Annotated in this window: 16 protein-coding genes; 6 read left to right on the forward strand and 10 right to left on the reverse strand. The window is 69.8% G+C overall.

The window, feature by feature from the left end; genetic code table 11:
• Positions 1 to 19 precede the first annotated feature (19 nt).
• Both ACIBHY_RS38345 and ACIBHY_RS38350 read right to left on the reverse strand, forming a co-directional pair.
• Positions 20 to 880, reverse strand: coding sequence for a hypothetical protein (locus tag ACIBHY_RS38345; protein ID WP_397252128.1), 861 nt, complete (start codon positions 878 to 880; stop codon positions 20 to 22).
• A gap of 34 nt (positions 881 to 914) precedes the next feature.
• Positions 915 to 3,464: a hypothetical protein gene (locus tag ACIBHY_RS38350; protein WP_397309265.1), complete on the reverse strand. Its 2,550-nt coding sequence runs from the start codon at positions 3,462 to 3,464 to the stop codon at positions 915 to 917.
• Positions 3,465 to 3,573: 109 nt separating this feature from the next.
• Between ACIBHY_RS38350 and ACIBHY_RS38355 the strand changes: the two genes are divergently transcribed.
• The 4 genes from ACIBHY_RS38355 (at position 3,574) to ACIBHY_RS38370 (ending at position 9,268) form a co-directional block, all read left to right on the forward strand.
• A complete protein-coding gene (locus ACIBHY_RS38355; protein WP_397309266.1) occupies positions 3,574 to 5,106 on the forward strand; it encodes a hypothetical protein in 1,533 nt (510 codons plus the stop codon).
• A gap of 215 nt (positions 5,107 to 5,321) precedes the next feature.
• Positions 5,322 to 6,938: an LCP family protein gene (locus ACIBHY_RS38360; RefSeq protein ID WP_397252131.1), complete on the forward strand. Its 1,617-nt coding sequence runs from the start codon at positions 5,322 to 5,324 to the stop codon at positions 6,936 to 6,938.
• Between the two features lie 171 nt (positions 6,939 to 7,109).
• On the forward strand, positions 7,110 to 8,252 hold the full coding sequence (locus ACIBHY_RS38365) for an acyltransferase family protein (RefSeq protein ID WP_397309267.1): 1,143 nt from the start codon (positions 7,110 to 7,112) through the stop codon (positions 8,250 to 8,252).
• A gap of 107 nt (positions 8,253 to 8,359) precedes the next feature.
• Entirely contained in the window at positions 8,360 to 9,268 is a 909-nt protein-coding gene (locus ACIBHY_RS38370) for a glycosyltransferase (protein WP_397309269.1), read from the forward strand.
• Here ACIBHY_RS38370 and ACIBHY_RS38375 read toward each other — a convergent pair.
• Together ACIBHY_RS38375 and ACIBHY_RS38380 are read right to left on the reverse strand one after the other, a co-directional pair.
• Positions 9,265 to 10,182, reverse strand: coding sequence for a hypothetical protein (locus ACIBHY_RS38375; protein WP_397252134.1), 918 nt, complete (start codon positions 10,180 to 10,182; stop codon positions 9,265 to 9,267). The genes ACIBHY_RS38370 and ACIBHY_RS38375 overlap by 4 nt on opposite strands.
• On the reverse strand, positions 10,179 to 10,637 hold the full coding sequence (locus ACIBHY_RS38380) for an RNA polymerase sigma factor (protein ID WP_397252271.1): 459 nt from the start codon (positions 10,635 to 10,637) through the stop codon (positions 10,179 to 10,181). The genes ACIBHY_RS38375 and ACIBHY_RS38380 overlap by 4 nt, the downstream gene beginning before the upstream one ends.
• Before the next feature lie 89 nt (positions 10,638 to 10,726).
• On the opposite strand from ACIBHY_RS38380, the gene ACIBHY_RS38385 reads away from it, so the two are divergent.
• Positions 10,727 to 11,434 carry an acetoacetate decarboxylase family protein gene (locus ACIBHY_RS38385; RefSeq protein WP_397252135.1) on the forward strand — a complete coding sequence of 236 codons (708 nt, stop codon included), beginning with the start codon at positions 10,727 to 10,729 and terminating at the stop codon, positions 11,432 to 11,434.
• Here ACIBHY_RS38385 and ACIBHY_RS38390 read toward each other — a convergent pair.
• The 6 genes from ACIBHY_RS38390 to ACIBHY_RS38415 form a co-directional block, all read right to left on the reverse strand.
• On the reverse strand, positions 11,431 to 12,312 hold the full coding sequence (locus tag ACIBHY_RS38390; RefSeq protein ID WP_397093842.1) for a glycosyltransferase family 2 protein: 882 nt from the start codon (positions 12,310 to 12,312) through the stop codon (positions 11,431 to 11,433). The genes ACIBHY_RS38385 and ACIBHY_RS38390 overlap by 4 nt on opposite strands.
• 187 nt (positions 12,313 to 12,499) lie before the next feature.
• On the reverse strand, positions 12,500 to 13,267 hold the full coding sequence (locus ACIBHY_RS38395) for a CDP-alcohol phosphatidyltransferase family protein (protein ID WP_397252136.1): 768 nt from the start codon (positions 13,265 to 13,267) through the stop codon (positions 12,500 to 12,502).
• On the reverse strand, positions 13,245 to 14,303 hold the full coding sequence (locus ACIBHY_RS38400; RefSeq protein WP_397252137.1) for an iron-containing alcohol dehydrogenase family protein: 1,059 nt from the start codon (positions 14,301 to 14,303) through the stop codon (positions 13,245 to 13,247). Before ACIBHY_RS38400 ends, ACIBHY_RS38395 begins: the two co-directional genes overlap by 23 nt.
• A gap of 11 nt (positions 14,304 to 14,314) precedes the next feature.
• On the reverse strand, positions 14,315 to 15,046 hold the full coding sequence (locus ACIBHY_RS38405) for a sugar phosphate nucleotidyltransferase (RefSeq protein ID WP_397252138.1): 732 nt from the start codon (positions 15,044 to 15,046) through the stop codon (positions 14,315 to 14,317).
• A gap of 78 nt (positions 15,047 to 15,124) precedes the next feature.
• Complete coding sequence (locus ACIBHY_RS38410; RefSeq protein WP_397252139.1) at positions 15,125 to 15,733, reverse strand: DUF5941 domain-containing protein; 609 nt, start codon at positions 15,731 to 15,733, stop codon at positions 15,125 to 15,127.
• A gap of 11 nt (positions 15,734 to 15,744) precedes the next feature.
• A complete protein-coding gene (locus tag ACIBHY_RS38415; protein ID WP_397309270.1) occupies positions 15,745 to 17,202 on the reverse strand; it encodes a CDP-alcohol phosphatidyltransferase family protein in 1,458 nt (485 codons plus the stop codon).
• A 95-nt stretch (positions 17,203 to 17,297) separates the two neighbouring features.
• Between ACIBHY_RS38415 and ACIBHY_RS38420 the strand changes: the two genes are divergently transcribed.
• Positions 17,298 to 18,689 (forward strand): SDR family NAD(P)-dependent oxidoreductase, encoded by a 1,392-nt coding sequence (locus ACIBHY_RS38420; protein WP_397309271.1) that lies wholly within the window; start codon positions 17,298 to 17,300, stop codon positions 18,687 to 18,689.
• Positions 18,690 to 18,704: the final 15 nt, after the last annotated feature.

The raw sequence follows: 18,704 nt of genomic DNA on the forward strand, positions 1-18,704 counted from the left end.
GCGGAACGCGGCGTCCACATCAGCGATGCCGGGAAACCTGATCCACCCCCGGAAGACCCCGCAGAGCAGGCCGAATCTGCTCGAACACCGACGAGTCCGTCAGCACGAGATGGAAGTACTCGCCCACGGCGGGCGTCCTGTTCTCGTGGGTGACGCGACGCCAGTTGTCGACCGCGTGCCGGCGCGACTCCAGGTAGACCTTCTTCACACCCTGCAGGGTGCGCAGCGCCTCGAAGACCGCGTCCCGCTCATGATCGGTGATCGCGCCACGCCCCGGGCAGTTGGCCGGACCGCAGAGCTCGACCTTCGCCTGCGCCCTCCCGGCCCAGAAGTCCGTCCGCCAGACCCTGGCCGTGGTGATCCCGGGCAGCTTCTCCAGCTTGGGGCCCAGGTTCACGTTCGGGACCTTGACCTCCGCCCGGAAGGAAGCCGGGATCGCGCCCTTGCGCACCCGCAGGCCGTCCTCGCGGGCGTTGCGGTAGGCCTCGTCCTCGGAGACGTACCGCACGCCGGACAGCCCGGACAGCCGCTTCAGCAGCCGCTCGATCTTCCGCTTCTGCTCGTCACCCGGACCGCGGCCGTCGCACTTCTTCTGAAGGCTGGCCTTGGAGCACAGGTAGACCGTCAGGCGGCCCGTCGTCGGCCAGGCGGCCTTGGGGGTCGGAAGCGGCGAGACCGCGACCGCGACCACCCCGTCCGCGCCGCTCCCGGGCTCGACGCTCACGTCGCCGGCGCCCGGCTCGGCGTCCCTGTTCTCCTGAGCCTCGTTCAGCGAGGTCTCGCCCAGCGTGCTGTCCGCTGGAGTGTCGGCCGCAGCCGAGCCCATTCCACTGGTCGCCAGCGCCGTCGTTAACGCCGCGACCACCCACGTACGCCTCATGGCGACACATAATCGCGATCACCCACGATCTAGGTCAAATGGGGTTTTTGGGGTGGGACATCCAGACGTTGATCCGCAGGCTCCAGGTGCCGTTGGGCGGTTCGGTCAGCGAGCGTTCGTCCTGGCGGGTGGCCAGGGCCATGACCTGCTCGAACGGACCGTAGAACCGCACCTGGTCCGCGCTCGCCGCGAGGATCACAGGGGTACGGCCCGCCCGTTCCACCCCGGCGATCAGGCGGTCGACGTCCTCCTTCCTGGCCGTGTCCGAACCCGGCTCCCGGCGCACCTCGGCGGACGGGAGGCCGCACATGCCCCGCACCACCTGGGTGAAGCGGTCGGCCGTCACCCGCTCGATGATCAGGACGGAGGCGTCGCGCGGGATCGCCCGGCACATCGCCTCGACGGCCGCCCGCTCGCCCCGCTCGATCGGGGTGAACGCGGTGCCGATGGACGTGATGACCGGCGGGACCAGGATGAGGACCGTCCCGACGCCCGCCGTCCAGGCCTGGACCCGCGAGCCGTACCCCAGCCTGCGGGTCTTGTCGCGGACCCAGTCGAGCCCCCACACCGCCAGCACGACCAACCCCGGTATCACCACCGGGACCAGGCGGCGCGCGGCCCACGGCTGGTCCGGCGTGATCTCGGGACGCAGCAGCGTGGTCACGGTGGTCCAGCCGATGACGGCCAGCGGCAGCAGCCACTCGAACGCGGCGGCGTCGCGCAGCAGCCTGCGCACCAGAACGGCGGCCGCCACCGTGGCCAGCACCACGACCGGGACGCCCACGTACCAGATCACCCAGTACAGCGACTCGTCGAAGTACAGCCGCGTCCCGTCGACCGGCAGGCCGTTGGCCTTCTGCGTCTCCTCGATGAACCGCGCCGTCCGCACGTCGTCCCCGCTCACCGGCTGCCGGTGCACCGTCTGGACCCACGGCCGCACCGCGAAGCCGACCATCACCAGCGCCACCAGCGCCGCGCCGATCTCGGGCAGCCGCCGGGGCAGCCGGATCCGGGCCAGGCGGGGGGCGACGGCCGTACCCACAAGCGTCAGAACCAGGACGACGCCGCAGATCAGCAGCAGCGGCACCACCGAACGGGACAGATAGGCCAGATACGGCCGCGCGAACGTGTAGGCCGCCAGAAACCCCAGCCCGACCCCGACCGCCAGCCCGCCCAGCAGCGGCAGCCCCAGCACGCCGACCGGCCGCCGGAACCGGCTCATGGCGACCAGCAGACCCGCGAACGCCAGCACCGGCAGCACGTCCCGCAACCCGTCGATCCGCACCAGCGTGGCCAGCCCGAACACCAGCCCCGCCAGCCCGGCAACCCTCCGAACCCCATTCTCCGGCCCGCCTACCCCACCCCCAGCCCGCCCCTCACCCGCCGCACCGCCACCCGCCGCACCGCCACCCGCCGCAGTGCCACTCGCCGCAGTGCCACCACCGCCTGCGCTCTCAGCAGCCGCCGCGCTACCACCGCCGCCCGCGCTACCACCACCGCCCACGGCTCCGGCTCCGGCGGCCTCGGCCCCTTCCCCGCCCGCCACTGCCGTCACGGGCTCGTGCGCTGCGCTCTCGGCGCCCTCCGCGCCGGTCCTGGGCACGGAAGCGGCTTCTTCACCCGTGAGGGTCCTGCCGGTCTCGCCGTCCACGCTGCCGGGAACGGCCGGGTCGTCCCGCCTGGGCGGGAGCACGTGTGTCGCCGTGGTGCGCCCCGTTGTGCCGCTCGCCCCGAAGCCGCGCGATCGGCCGGCCGTGGGCGACCGGCCAACCCCGCGCGACCGGGTGTCCTCGCGGGACCGGGCGACACCGTGGGGCCGGGCGATCACGGGGGTCCAGATGCGGGTCAGGGCGTCGTGGGCCAGGGCGAGGCCGCCGAACAGGAGAATCAGTGACGGGATCTCGCTGAACGTGGTCCGCGAGGTGTAGAGGATCGGCATGCTCACCGCGAACGCCAGCGCCGCCACCGGCGCCCACCGTCCGCCCGCCAGCCGGGCCGCCACCCCGCCGACCGTGAGCACCGCCAGCGCCCCCAGCACCGGGGGCCCGAGCAGCATTCCGCCGAGCCAGTCGGCCGCCGAGAAGAGCATGGGCGGGCCGGGCATGAACTGCGGCACCACCGCCCCGCCGAAGTCGTAGAGGCCGACGCTGTCGAAGATGAGCGCCGGGTCGGGGCCGCCGAAGGCCTGCTCCTGGTACGGGATGGGCAGCGAGCCGTGCTCGGCGATCCAGGTGGTGTACTGCGCGTAGGTGGCCGGGTCGCGGCGGACGATGAGCTGTTCGCTGTGGAAGATCGCGTTGAAGACCCCGGAGCCCACCGCGATCGCCAGCACCCCGGCCGTCTGCCGCCCGGTGGCCTCCACCGCCTCGGGCAGGCGCCGCAGCCCCGCCCAGCACAGCAGCGCGATGACCGGCAGCGCCAGCACCACCGTGAACACCGGCCGGAACACCCCCGCCATCAGCAGCGGCAGCCCGGCCAGCAGCCAGGCCGCCACCGCCAGAGCAGGCAGCAGCGAGGCCGTGGCGAGCACCCGGCCCGCCGACGGCCTCCGCGTCTCGTCAGGCCGGAGCCAGGAGGGTGCCATCGCTGATCGCGAGGGTATCCAACGGGGCCGGCAACACGCCCGCCTGAGATCGCGAAACGCATGGAAGCCGGTAGCGTACGGCCGGACGGCGGTGAACAGGGGAGGGCCGTTGAAGGAGGCGACACCGGACCAGCCCGGCGCGACCGAAGAGGCACCGGACACACCCGAAGCCGCGCACCGGCGACCCGACGCCTCCCGCCAGGCACAGGACCGGCCCGGCGCGGCGGCCCCGGCACCCGAACAACCCGAACAACCCGAGAAGCCCGGCATCGAAAGAGCGGCGGTCCTCGGCCGTGCCGTCCGGGCCGCCAAGCGGCATCGCTGGTTCGTGGGCCTGTTCGCCGCGGGAGCCGTCCTGCGCCTGCTGGCGATGCTCGGCTTCCGTCCGGCCCTGTGGTTCCCCGACTCCTACACCTACATCGTCACCGTCTTCCGCCCCCGCCCCGACCTGGTACGCCCGGCCGGGTACTCCATGTTCCTCAAGCTCCTGGAACCGTTCCACAGCTTCGCCGCCGTCACGGCGGTTCAGCACCTCATGGGTCTCGCGGTCGCGGCCATGATCTACCTGGCCGCCCGGAGGGCCCGCCCCTGGATCAGGACGCTGGCGACGGCCCCGGTCCTCCTGGACGCGTACCAGATCGAGCTGGAACATCTGCTGGTCTCCGACACCCTGTTCATGTTCCTGGTCACCGCCGCCGTCGTGCTGGCGATCCGGGACCGGATGACCTGGCGCACGGCGACCGCCATCGGCCTTCTCCTGGCCGCCGCCACCCTGACCAGGACGATCGGCCAGCCCCTGGTCGTGCTGCTGGCCTGCTGGTTCCTGATCCGCGGGCGGCTCGCCCTGACCGGCGTGTTGCTGGCCGCGGCCCTGGTCCCGGTCATGGCGTACATGGGCTGGTTCTACGCCACCTACGACCGCGCCGGCCTGGTCGGCGCCAACGGCGTCTTCCTCTACGCCAGGGCGCAGTCGTTCGCCGACTGCCAGAAGATGGACCCGCCGCCCGACCTGCGGGTGCTCTGCGACCCCCGCCCGCCGGACCGCCGCCCGCCCTCGCAGGAGTACATCTGGTCGCAGGACACCCCGCTGGTCAGGCTGCCCGGCATCACGTTCTCGCGGGCCAACGACGCCCTGGCCGGGCGGTTCGCCCTGCTGGCCATCCGTTCGCAGCCGCTCGACTACGCCGCCTCGATCGCCTCTGAGCTGGCCCGTACGTTCACCTGGGGCCGCCCGGTCTACCCCGACCAGGAGATCTACGACTACTACGAGTTCCCGTCGCGGGAGCCGGGCCCGCCCGGCAGGCACGCGGCGCAGCTGGGCGCCGAGCTGGCCGAGCGCTACGAGGGCGGGCCGATCGCGACCCGGGTGGTGGAGCCGTACGCGGGGTGGCTGCGGGCTTACCAGGATGTGGCGCGGTTGCCGGGGACCCTCCTGCTGCTGGTGCTGCTCGTGCCGCCAGCCCTGTCCGTAATCCGCCGCCGACCGGAACTGGAGTGGCTCGTGCCCTGGTCAACGGCGGTGGCGCTGCTCGTGGTCCCGGCCGCGGTGGCCGAATTCGACTACCGGTACGTGCTGCCGGCCGTACCGCTGGCATGTCTTGCCCTGGCCCTTCGCAGCCGCTCCGACCTGCCGAAACAGTAAAGACTTTCACGCTGATATTCCACGAAATGTCCAGGTCTGAGTATGCTTTGGCCCTGTAACATCACGCTGGGGTCACGACCGATTCGGTCATTCATGGCTCCTGGCACGCCGTGCGTGACCTAGTCTCGTGCCGCAAGTGTGCGACCGAGCCAGCTGGATGCGGCCTGGCGAATTCTTCGAATAGAGGAGGGCCGTGTTGGAGCTGAGGGGGGCGTATGAGTGACCACCGGAGTGTGTCCGTCCAGGACAGAAGGAACGCTCAGACCGATCCGGGCGGCATGCGCGGCCCGCGTCGCGCGGCGTCACCACCCCCGCCCCCCGACGACCAGCCGCCCCGCGGCCGCCGCGCCAAGAGCGGCGGCGGGCCCAACAAGATGCGCGTCCTGGCCTGGGTCAGCATCGGGCTCACCGGCGTGGTCGTGGCCGGCTCGCTGACCGGCTACACGCTCTACCGCGACGCGCTCGGCTCCATCAACAAGAAGAACGTCAACGAGCAGATCCTCAACCCGCGCCCGGCCAACTCCACCGGCGCGCTCAACATCCTCCTGGTCGGCTCCGACACCCGCGACGGCGAGGGCAACGCCCGCTACGGCCAGCTCGACGCCCGCAGAGGCGCCGGCAAGCGCACCGACACGATCATCCTGATGCACATCTCGCCCAATCGCGACGGCGCCAAGCTCATCAGCTTCCCGCGCGACTCGATGGTCGACATCCCGCGGTGCAAGAACGAGACCACCGGCGCGATCATGCCGCCCCACCGGGACATGATCAACGCGGCCTACAACTCCGGCGGCATCGCCTGCACGATGACCACCCTGGAGACGCTGACCGGCATCCCCATCCAGCACTTCGCCGAGGTCGACTTCAGCGGGTTCAAGAACATCGTCGACGCCCTGGGCGGCATCGAGATCTGCCTCAAGAGCGGCGTCAACGACAAGAAGTCCAAGCTCGTGCTGCCGCCTGGCAAGAGCAAGCTCAACGGCGAGAAGGCGCTCGGCTTCGTCCGCCTGCGCAACTACGGTGACGGCAGCGACATCCAGCGCATCCGCCGCCAGCAGCTCTTTCTCGGCAAGGTCGTCGCCAAGGCCACCAGCAGCGAACTGCTGACGAACGTGCCTCAGTTGTCCAGCTTCGTGAAGGCGGCCGGCCAGTCGGTCACCATGGACCCGGGCCTGGCCGACGACCCCGAGAAGCTCATCCAGATCGCGCAGAGCGCGGCGAAGATGACCGCGGGCGACGTCAAGTTCATCACGGTGCCGTGGGGGGCCGACCCCACCGACCCCAACCGCGTGGTCTGGAAGCAGCCCGCCGCCAACGAGCTCTTCAACATGATCAAGACCGACGTCGACATCGCGGTGCCCGAGCCCACCCCCACCGGTTCGGCCAAGCCGAAGATCACGGTCAAACCCGAGCAGGTCGAGGTCCAGGTCCTCAACGGCACCGCCACCCAGGGCAAGGCCAGGGAAGTCGCCGACCAGCTCACCAAGGAGGGCTTCCGGGTCGTCAGCCTGGGCAACTACAAGCCCGCGACCGGCAGCGTCGCCAAGACCGAGCTGCGCTACGGCAAGAAGGCCACCAACGGCGAGGACTACGCCGGCGTCGTGGGCAAGGCGACCTCACCGGCCGTCACCCCGGCCAAGGGCGGCGTGAAGCCGCTGACCACCGAGCCCTACACCTCCACCGTCCCGCCCGCGGAACCCGTCGGCGGCACGAAACCGCCGGTGATCCAGCTGATCGTCGGCGACGACTGGAAGGGCGTAAAGGTGACGAAGGTATCCGAAGACGTCAAGCAGAACACTGTGAGTGCAAACCAGTCCAACGTGTGCACCTAACCTCCAAGTTCCCTGTGGATACGGGGTTTCTTGGCGCTCCTTCGGAGACAGGAGTGTCCCGCGGCGCTAGTGTTGTGAGGTCGGCGACTGCGCTCGTACGACGTCGTCCAGGCGTCAGTCGAGACAGACGGTCGCGTTCCCCCGACCCCGAACGAACTGAGCGTCTGCCACGTGACTGACACCCGGTCCACCGTCCCTGCCACCACCATCGAGCAGCAGGACAGCACCGACGCCAAGAACCGGTGGCCGCTGCCGGGGCAGGACGCGGGTTTCTGGGGGCAGGAGAAGGACGAGCCGGATCCGGCGCCGCCGCCGGCCAAGAAGCGCGACCCTTATCTCGACAACGTCAAGTTCGTGCTCATCGCGCTGGTGGTCGTCGGCCACTCGCTGGTGCCGACGCTCAACACCGACTCCTCGCGGTCGCTGTACATCTTCATCTACATGTTCCACATGCCGCTGTTCGTGCTGATCAGCGGTTACCTGTCGCGTAACTTCTGGAACTCCAACGCCAAGACCAACAAGCTCGTCGACACGTTCGTCATCCCGTACGTGATCGTCGAGGTCGGCTACGCCGTGCTCCGCACCGCCGTCGGGCAGAAGTGGAGCCTGACGATCATCGATCCGGCGTGGCTCAACTGGTACCTGCTGGCGCTGCTGTTCTGGCGGCTGTCGACGCCGGTGTGGAAGCGGATGAAGTTCCCCATCCCGGTCGCCATCGCGATCTACCTGTTCGCCGGGTTCTCGCAGATCAGCGGCGACTTCAGCATGGACCGCTTCTTCGGCCTGCTGCCCTTCTTCGTGATCGGCCTGGTCATGCAGCCCGAGCACTTCGAGCTGCTCAACCGCAGGTGGATCAAGATCGTCTCGGCGGTCACGCTGGTCGGCGCCGCGGCCAGCGCGATCCTGGTGGCCCGCTTCGACCCCACGCTCAAGCCGTTCTACTTCAAGCACAGCTACCAGGACATGGACCTGTCGTGGTGGATGGGCCTCGGCGTGCGCACCGGTTTGCTGGCCTGCTCGCTGGCGATGTGCTTCGCCGTGCTGTCGCTGGTCCCGCGCGGCGAGACCTGGTACTCCGACCTCGGCACCCGCACGCTGTACGCCTATCTGCTCCACGGCATCCCGGTGCTGATCGCCAAGGACCAGGGCTGGCTCGACCTGCCCTGGCTGCAGGGCCCGCTGGGCGTGCTCGCGATCGCCTCCAGCGCGTTCGCCCTGGCCATCGTCCTGTGCCTGCCCGAGACGCGCACGGTCTTCAAGTGGGTCCTTGAGCCACGCTTGACCTGGCTATACCGCCGTCCCTCCGGAAGTTAATCGTCAGTTCCACCGCCCTTCACCTGACTGACCCGGGCAAACCTCAGCATCAAGACATGCGGGTATGTGTCGCGACGATTGACCATCATCCCGAGGATGCCAGGATCATGCATCGGCAGATCCGCGCACTCCTCGATGCGGACCACGACATCACGTACGTGGCGCCGTTCACCTACTTCAACGTGACACCACCGCTGCCCATCACCGCGATCGACGTACCGCGCGGCGCCGGGCACGGCAGGGCGCGGGCCGCCCTGCGCCGCGGCGTCAGGGGCGCGGACCTGCTGCTCGTGCATGACGCCGACCTGCTGCGCGCCCTGCCCTACCGGCATCCGCCGGTGGTCTGGGACGTACGCGAACCGGCCGACTCCCGGCGTGCCGCACGCGCGGAGCGCCGCCACCACGTGATCTCGCCATCCGTGGTGCCAGAGGCCACTCTGGTGTCGCCCGCCCCTCCCCCTCCCGGCGACACCAGGGTGGTCCACCTCGGTCGCCTGACGGCCGAGCGCGGCGCCGCCGAGCTCATCGCGCTCGCCGAACGGCTGGTGCCGCACGGCATCCGCCTCGATCTCATCGGCCAGGCCGACCGCGAGTCGCGGGTGTTGCTGCGCGACGCCCAGCGGGTCGGCCTGCTCGACTGGTTCGGCCATGTGCCCAACCGCCACGCGCTGCGCATGGTCGAGGGCGCCTTGGCCGGCATCTCCCTGGCGCCCGCCGACGTCACGGGCGTACCGACCAAGGTGCTCGACTACATGGGGCGTGGCGTGCCCGTCATCACCACTCCTCAGTCGGGCACGCTGGTGCAGACCGCTCGCTGCGGGCTCGTCGTCCCTTTTGACGTGGACTCGGTACGGCATGCCGTACTCGACCTCAAGGAAGACCCCGACCGCAGGGCCAACATGGGCGCCCGCGGCCACACCTACGCCCGCCTGCACCACCACTGGCCCGACCACGCCCCGGCCTTCGTGGCCCGCATGGAGTCGCTGGCAGGGGTGGCGCACTCACTGGCGGTCTAGAAGCGGGCGAGGTCGAAGGTCGCGTCGATGAGGCCCACCGCGCGCACCCGCGGGTCCTCCAGCAGCTTGCGCAGGCGTTCGACCGGCACGCCCTCGTCGAGGTAGGCGTAGGCGAGCCCGTCCTTGGCGGCCTTGCGGACGCGGTCGAGGGTGAGATCGAAGGCGCGCAGGTCAGCCGCGTCGGAATCCTGGAGGATCTTGTCCCAGGAGCGGAACTCCGCCAGGATCCCGGTCGGGTTCTCGTAACACCAGCCCGACGTCCCCCTGACCGGCGTGCGATCCCACGTGCCCGACCCGAACGTGATCGGCACGGATCCGGGCCTGGCCTCGTAGACGATCGTCTCGGGGCAGGCGTGGTAGGTCTTGCCGAACGCGACCAGCTGCTCGGCCGTCGCGGGCTGGTTGAACTCCACCATGGCCAGGACGTTCATGCCCTTCGGCAGCTCGGCGAGGATCTTGCGGGCTTCGTCCTTGTCGAGGGGAGACTTGTGCCCGACCCTGCTCAGCGCGGTGGCCACCGCGGTGTTGGCGTCGTTGCCCAGGGGCAGGTGCCGCAGCCCGCCGAAGAGGTTCGTGGTGATCTCGTAGGGCACCTCCGCATTGCCGTAGAACCCGCCGTAGGCCCTGAGCTGACCGGCCGTGAGCGGCAGGCTCGCCGACCAGGGGGTGGTGTCGCAGCATTCGCCGAGCACGATCCGATAGGACGGGTTGTACATCTTGAACGCCGTCCCGAACACGTCGTGGATACGGTCCGTCCGCCCGCTGCCCTTCTGCACCAGGATCGGCGCCAGCACCAGCACCAGCACCAGCGCGAGCAGCCCGGCCAGCACGAGCGAGGCCGTCTTGACCAGCCCGCGCCGTACCGCCTTCCTGGTGGCCTTGGGGTCGAAGTCGGGCAGGTCCAGCTCGCTCATCCGGGGGCTCCGTAGGTCTCGGCGAAGGCCGCGCGGGCCCGCCATAGCGCTGTCTTGATCGTGTTGTGCTTCTTGCCGGTCATCGCCGCCACCTCGACCATGGAGAAGCCCTCCAGGTAGACCAGCTCCAGCAGCCTCCTGTGCTGGGGCGGAAGGCGGTCGAGGGCGTCGCGTACCTCCAGGGCGTCGACCCCCATGGAGGGGACGCCGAGCTCGTCCGGGTCGGGTAAGGCCAGCTCGACCCGCCTGCGGCGCACGTGGTCGAGCAGGACGTTGCGGGCGATGGCCAGCAGCCAGGCCGCCGGGTTCTCTCCGCGCCAGCCGAGCATCGCCCGGGTGGCCTTGACGAAGGTCTCCTGGGCGAGGTCCTCGGCCAGGTGGGGGTCGCGGGTCCGGCGCAGCAGGAACCCGCACACGAGCGGCCAGTGCTCGCGATAGAGCTCCTCGATGATGATGGCCTCCGCATTCCTTGGACAGTCACATCAGACCAGACGGGATCCGGACAGGAATGGTCACATCGCTTCGTGGTTGATGTACTGGAGGCATGGCATCGCATCTGATCCAGGGCCGAACGGTGAGTCTGCCCGTCCGGGTGAGAGACGCGACGGTCTGCAGCACGATGTACCCGGTACGCGCCGACGCCGCCCGAGCGGTGATCGCCTACTCGGGACTGGACGTGGCCGAGGTCTTCCCCGGCAAGGCCGTCTGCACGCTGATCTTCGTCGACTACCGTGACGGCGACCTGGACACCTACCACGAGTTCGGGGTGGCGTTCCTGGTCCGTCAACCGGGTACGGCGGGCACAGCGGGCCTGTCCGATCTGCGGAACGCCGCGGCGTTCATCCACTGGCTACCCGTGGACCAGTCGTTCACCATGGAGGCCGGCCGTTCGATGTGGGGATTTCCCAAGGAGCTGGCCGAGATCGACCTGAGGTTGTCCTCCCCCTACAAGCGCTGCATCGTCCGCAAGGACGGCCGCCTGGTCATCGACCTGCTGCTGAAGCCGGGTTTCCCGGTGCCGAGGCCGGCCGTACCCCTGACCGCCTACACCCACCGCGACGGCGTCACGAGGAAGATCCCCGCAGAGATGTCGGCGAAGGGCGTTCGGCTGCGGCCGGGAGGCGCCCTGGTCAGGCTGGGCAACCACCCGATCGCCAAGGAGCTGAGCGAGCTGGGCCTGCCGAAACGGGCGCTGCTGAGCACGACGGTGGAGCGGGCGAGCATGTCCTTCGGAGCCGCGGTGGATCTCTAGACGATGGGCGGGCGGCCCAGCTTCACCATGCGCCAGGCGGTCTTCCACGCCATTGGGCGGCGTTCGCCCGCCGGCGTGCGCAGGCCCTCCAGGAAGCCGGTGAACCACGCCTTCAGTGCCGTGCCGGAGCGTTCGCGCACCAGCGTGAGCACGACCCAGTTGACCAGGTAGAGGGCGGCCAGCGGCCAGGGCAGGTTGCGCCGGGCGAGCCACACGCGGTTGCGCGCGTTGAGCCGGTAGAAGTCGGCGTGGCGGGTCGGCGGCACCTGCGGGTGGTACATGACGGTCTCGGCGTCGTACTCGATCCGGTAGCCCTCGCCGAGCAGCCGCCAGGCCAGGTCGGTCTCCTCGTGCGCGTAGAAGAAGCGCTCGGGCAGCCCGCCCACCTGGAGGAAGGCGGAACGCCGGATGGCCGAGGCGCCCCCCAGGAACGTGGTGACCGGCGAGGAGCGCTGCGGGTCCCCTGCGCGCAGGCGCGGCACGTGGCGCCGCTGGCCGACGCCGCCTTCCGGGTCCATGACGCGGAAGGAGATGACGGCCAGATCGGGCTCGGTGGCGAAGCGGTCGCGTACGTGGGCGACGACCTTCTGGTTGGCGTACCAGCCGTCGTCGTCGAGGAACAGCACGACGTCGCCCGAGCACTCCTCGACGCCCCGGTTACGTCCGGCCGGGATGCCGGTGTTGTGCTCCAGGCGGACCGTCTTCACGATCGCGGCCGAGCCCTCGGGTGGCGTCGCCGTCACCTCGGGCACGTCGGCCCCGTTGCCCACGATCACCACCTCGACGTCGCCGTCGACCTGGTTGAGCGCGGAATCGACCGCCCGGTTCAGCTCCGCGACCCGGTTGCCCATGGTGAGGATGACGCACGAGATCTTCAACGTGTCATCACCTTGACGCGTTGAGAGCACGAGCGGAGCATTCTTTCATGATCACCGAGTCTGCTGGTATGCATATTTCCTGATATTGGTGGAGCTAAGCGTATCGGAACCGTGGGTGAACCCCCACCGAACGGCGGACGTCCGATCAATACGACGGACGCCGAGCCTGAGCGGTTCCGACGAGGGCTCACGCAAGCCGCCTCGATGCCAAGATGCTCACCAGGTGCAACACCATCTGGAGTCCCGCGGCTATCAGGCAGGCTACGGTGAGTACACGGGTCGCCGTGAGGTTTCCGGCCAGTTGGTCGATCACGGCCGTGCCCAGCGCGAGCAGGGACAACTCGATCGGCTGCACGATCCGGTGAAACTTCGTGGCCGACAGGACGCGCCGGCCCAGCCCCAGCAGCCCCGAGCGGAACTGCCCCACCGACGCCTCACTGGCCGAGTCGAGCCCGCCCTTGGCACGGGCCACGTCGACCAGGTCGGTCTCGGCCTTGATGAGGATCGCGCCGAGCGCGGCGGCGAAGCCCATCACCGTGTACCAGTCGGGCAGCACCTCGGAAGCCCGCCAGCCCAGCCCGGCCAGCACGGCGGCCTCGGTGAAGTAGGCGCCGACCCGGTCGAGGTAGACGCCGGTCAGCGAGGTCTTGCCGGTCCAGCGGGCCAGTTCGCCGTCGGAACAGTCGAGCAGCAGGTACACCTGCACGAGCAGGGCGGCCAGGAAGGCGCCCCAGATCCCGGGCAGGGCCATCGCGAAGCCCGCCAGGACTCCGGCGATCGTCATCACCCAGGTGAGCTGGTTCGGCGTGACCCGGGTCTTGGCCAGCAGCCAGGTGACCCGGATCGAGATCGCGCGCATGTAGAGCACGCCCGCCCAGTGCTCGCCGTTCTTGCGGTCGAGGTGGCCCTCCGGCTGGGCTACCGCGCGCAGCTCAGCTACCGAAGGCCCGGACATAGTCCGCCACCCGTCCACGCACTTCGGATTCCGACAGCCGCATGTGCTCCAGGATCGTGTAGCGACCCGGGCGGGTGGAGGGCGCCAGCATGACGGCCTCGGTGAACTGCTCCGCGCTCAGCCCGATGTCACCGGGCGCGACGGGCAGCCGGTGCTGCCTCAGGCAGTCGACGACCTGCTGGAGCCGGTCGGCGTCGTCCCGCAGGAAATAGCAGAACGCGGTGCCGATCCCGGCGAGCTCGCCGTGATTGGAAGTGCCGGGGAAAAGCTGATCCACGGCATGAAGGATCTCATGATCCCCGCCACTGGAAGGACGGGATGACCCTGCGATTACCATCGACATGCCCGACAAGATCAAGGATTCGGCCAGTACCGTCAGGAAGGCGTCGGTCTCGATGGAGTCCTTACGCCCGATCAGAGCCTCCGCCGCGGTACGCGCCATCGAGCACGCCAGCCCGTCGATCGGCTCCCCGCGCTCGACGTTGGCCAGCTGCCAGTCGTCGATCGCCGACAGGTTGCTGATCACGTCGCCCACCCCCGAACGCACCAGCGACTCGGGCGCGGCGTGGACGAAGTCCAGGTCGACCAGGATCGCCAGCGGCATCGGCACGCCGAACGACCCCTTGCCGCCCTCGTAGACCAGCGAGGCGGTGGGCGAGCAGATGCCGTCGTGCGAGAGGTTCGTGGCCACCGCGACCATGGGGATGCCGGCCAGCGACGCGGCGTACTTCGTGGCGTCGATGGTCCGTCCGCCGCCGACGCCGACGACCACCTCGTAGGCGCCCTTGCGCAGGTCGCCGCCGAGCGAGACGGCCGCGTCGACGGAGCCGTCGGCCACGCGGAAGACCTCGGCCTGATCCAGCGTGGGGGCGATCAGGCCCTCGATGTGGTCGCCCTGGCCGGGGCCGACGGCGACCGCGACCCTGCCGGAGGTGGCCACCCGGCTGTCGTTGAGCAGCGCGCCCAGCTGGGCGACCGCGCCGCGCCGTACCTCCATGGTGAGCGGCGCGGGCAGCATCCTCGCGAGAAGCGGCATCTGCGCCTCCCTCAGTAATTGACGGCTATGGTGCGAGCCTTGGCCAGGTCGTCGTGGTTGTCCACTTCGACCCAGTCGACCTCGCCGATGGGGGCGGCGTGGATCTGCTCGCCGCGGTTGACCATCTCCTGGTAGCCGTCCTCGTAGTAGAGCTGAGGGTCGCGCTCGAAGGTGGTCTTGAGCGCGTCGGCCAGGCGGTCGGCGGCGCCGGGACGGATCAGCGTGGCGCCGATGTACTCGCCGTACGCCTCGGCGGGGTCCATCAGCTTGGTGATGCGCTTGAGCGAGCCGCCCTCCAGGGTGACCTTCATCTCCTCGTCGGCCAGCTTCTTCACGTCGTCGACGGCCAGCAGGATGTCGCTGGTCTCCGGCGCGGACAGCAGCGTCTTCTCGACCGAGACGGGGTGGACGGTGTCGCCGTTGACCAGCAGCGCGCCCTGCGCGAAGTAGTCGCGCGCGCACCACAGGGAGTAGGCGTTGTTCCACTCCTCGGCCTTGTCGTTGTACACGAGCGTGAGGTTGACGCCGTGGCGTTCCTCGAGCGCGGCCTTGCGCTCCTCGACCGTCCCCGCCGCGTAGCCGATGATCACCACGACGTCGCGCAGGCCCACCTCGGCGAGGTTGCGCAGCGAGATGTCCATGATCGTGGTCTCACCGTCGACCGGCACGAGCGCTTTAGGCAACGTGTCGGTGTACGGCCGCAGGCGTCGTCCGGCTCCAGCGGCCAGCACCATTCCCAGCAACGTGCACTCCTCAGTCGAGCGTGACTCTCCAGGCCCCAAAGGTTAGTTGCCTTTTCGCCCTGCGAGGGTAATCCGCTCTTAGTCCTGTGTTCCCATATCCGTTGCTTCCACCCCGGATCTGGGCGCGGCGAGCCAGCAGGTGACGCTTTCCCAGCCGAACAACAACCAAAGGTAGAGGGCCAGCAACGCGAACCCCGCCGTGGGCAGCGATACGAGTACGGCCAGCGAGACGGCGATCATCCGCCCGTCCCAGCCGAGGCCGAAGGTCGTCAGCCACGGCGGCGGATAGACCCGCTGCCTGATCCGGTAGACCAGGTCGTAGTGGTGGAAGGCCATCGCGCCCAGCAGCATGAAGATCAGCACGGGGTGGACCCCGTGGCCGAACCCGCAGCTGGCCACGAAGGCGTACTCGATGACCCGCAGGATCGGCGGGCACAGCCAGTCGAGGCGGCCGTCGTGCGGCGCGCTGCTGCCGGGACCGGCCAGCAGCAGCGTGACCGCCGGCGCGAACACCGCGAGACCGTTGGCGCCGCCGACGCCGATCACCAGCAGGATGCCGGTGACGAAGGCGCCCGCGATGAGCGGCGGCAGGGGCGGCAGCTGCCCGGCGACGAGGGCGCCCATGCCGCGCGAGAGCGGCCCGTCGTCGCGGTAGGCGACGACGGTGCTGGCGGGGACCGGAGTCATGTGAATGGTGATCACTTCGCCATCGACCTCGCGATCCGCCCGGCGAGCGAGTAGAGGGCGGCGACGCCGCCCCACAGGAGCAGGGAGAGGAAGGTGACGCGGGCGTTGAACACCGCGGCGGTGATCGCGATCAGCGCCATCCGCTCTCCGATCGGCAGGACGATGATCTTTTTCAGCCAGCGCAGGACGCTCTCCCCCTCCATGCGCTGGGCCAGGCCGAGCATCCCCTGTTTCGGCACGGTGTAGCGCCCCTCGTCCGCCGACTCCAGCAGGGAGCGGGCCGGGCGGGCGAAGGACGAGCCGATCCGCGCGGCGTCGGAGACCGCGCCGCCGAAGGCGAAGTCGATGGTGTGCCTGACCACCTGGAGGACCATCGCGGCCGCGGCCAGGTACCAGATGCCGCCGGGGCCGCCGCCGGTCCAGGGCAGCCCGGCCGCGTACCCGATGGCGAGCCCGACATAGACGACATACTCCTTCAGCCGGTCGGCCATCGCGTCGACCCACGAGCCGAGCGGCGAGAAGGTGCGCGTGTAGCGGGCCACCTGCCCGTCGAGGCAGTCGAGCATGAACGAGAGGTAGAGCAGCACCGCTCCGGCGATCTGCGCCTCACGCGTGCCCGCCGAGAACCACACGGCCGCCAGTACGGCGAGCCCGATCGAGATCCCGGTGATGGCGTTGGGCGTGAGCCGGAGCCTGGCCGCCGGCCTGATGAGGTAGCGCGACCAGACCGAGACGAAGTGGGTGGCGAAGAAGCCGTCGTCGTCCTTGACCGCGAAGTTGAGCCGCACCCGCGACTCGTCCACCTCCGACAGCCGCTCGATGGCGCTGTCGGCGGAGGCCTGCGCGGTGACCCGGTCGCTGTGCAGCGGCCCGATCGCCGCCGCGCGCACCCGCACGCCGTAACGGACCAGCCCGACCAGCAGCAGGTCGATCGCCTCGACGGGGCTGACCGGGCCGAGCCGGCCGGTCTCGGCCAGTTCCGCGAGCTCTTCCGCGACCTCGGCCAGGCTGCCGAGGTCGGCCTCGCCGGCCTGAAGGACGCCGCGGAAGGTGGCGTTGGCCTCGGGGACGAGGTGGAAGGAACTGCCCGCGGCCACGACCTTGCCGCCCTCGACGCGCACGGGCGGGCGCAGGGGCGCGGCGGAGGGGTCGTGGCTGACCAGCGCCGCCGAGCCACGGGCCGGATGTTCGAGCACCAGGGCGAGCGCCTCGGTGTGGGCGACCAGGTCGGCGGGCAGCACCGCGACGGGACCGGCGCAGACGCGCGCCAGCTTGGCCACGCCGCGCAGGTCGGAGCAGAGCCCGTTGCCGGACGACAGCACCTGCATGTCGCGCACGGGCAACGTGACGAGTTGGTCGCTGATCCGGTCGAGCAGGGTTCCGTCGGCGCAGGAGAGCGTGGCGGCCGGTGTCGTGGCGAGGATGGCCACGGATGTGGCGGTGATCTCTCGCGTGAGTGAATCGGGCAAAGCGCAGGTCTCCTCCCAGTCGCGAGGGAGTGCGTGGACACAGCGTAGCGACCTGGCGACGCGATATCACGGAACAAGACCGTTACGCTCGCGGCATGGACTCTCGGTTGCGCTCTGTAGGGGTGGTTCTGGCCGGCGGGGTCGGTCAGCGTGTCGGGCTGAACACGCCCAAACAGCTGATCAAGATCGCCGGGCGGACGATCCTGGAGCACACGCTGGCCCTGTTCGACTCCGCGCCGGAGATCGACGAGATCGTGGTGCTGATGACCCCCGGCTTCACCGACCAGGTCGAGGAGATCGTGGCACGGGGGCGTTTCGGCAAGGTCAGCAAGATCATTGAGGGCGGCGCGAGCCGTACGGAGACGACGTGGCGGGCGCTGAAGGCGCTCGGCCCGCAGGAGTGCAACGTGCTCCTGCACGACGCCGTGAGACCGCTCCTGGAGCCCCGGATCCTCACCGAGTGTGTTCGGGCCCTGGAGACCTATTCGGCCGTGGACGTGGCCATCCCGAGCTCCGACACGGTCGTCGTGGCGGTGCCGGGACCGCGCGGGGAGATCATCCGCGACATCCCCGACCGGTCGCGGCTGCGGCGCGGGCAGACGCCCCAGTGCTTCCGGCTGTCGGTGATCCGCGAGGCGTACGAGCGGGCGTTCGCCGACCCCGACTTCGACAAGCAGCCGGCCACCGACGACTGCGGCGTGGTGCTGCGTTATCTGCCGGACGTGCCGATCTACATCGTGCCGGGCAGCGAGCACAACATGAAGGTGACGCATCCGGTCGACGTGTACATCGCCGACAAGCTCTTCCAGCTCGCCGCGGCCGGCGCGCCGGCGCCGCAGCCGCGCGACTACCGCGAGGCGCTGGCCGGGCGGAGCGTGGTCGTCTTCGGCGGCAGCTACGGCATCGGCGCCGACGTGGTGGACCTGGCCCGCGGCCACGGCGCCGAGGTGCACTCCTTCTCGCGTACGCAGAACGGCGTGCGGGTCGAGGACCTCTCCTCGGTGGCCAAGGCGCTGGCCCAGGTCGGCCGGGTCGACTACGTGGTCAACACCGCGGGCGTGCTGCACATGGGCAAGCTGGCCGAGGTCACCGACGAGACGATCGCCGAGACGGTCGGGGTCAACTACCTGGGCCCGGTCAACGTGGCCCGCGCCGCCTATCCGTACCTGCGCGAAAGCAACGGCTGCCTGCTGCTCTACACCTCCTCCAGCTACACGAGGGGCCGCGCCGACTACAGCCTCTACTCCTCGACGAAGGCGGCGGTGGTCAACCTGACCCAGGCGCTGGCCGACGAGTGGACGGGCGACGGCATCCGGGTCAACTGCGTCAACCCGGAGCGCACCAGCACGCCCATGCGCGAACGCGCCTTCGGCGAGGAACCCGCCCACACTCTGCTGTCTCCGCGCGCCGTCGCCCAGACCTCACTCGACGTGCTGATTTCCGACCTGACAGGGCAGGTGATCGACGTCCGGCTCGACGGGACCTAAAGCTGTTACTGTCCG

It is taken from the genome of Nonomuraea sp. NPDC050547, assembly GCF_044457345.1.
Lineage (GTDB): Bacteria > Actinomycetota > Actinomycetes > Streptosporangiales > Streptosporangiaceae > Nonomuraea.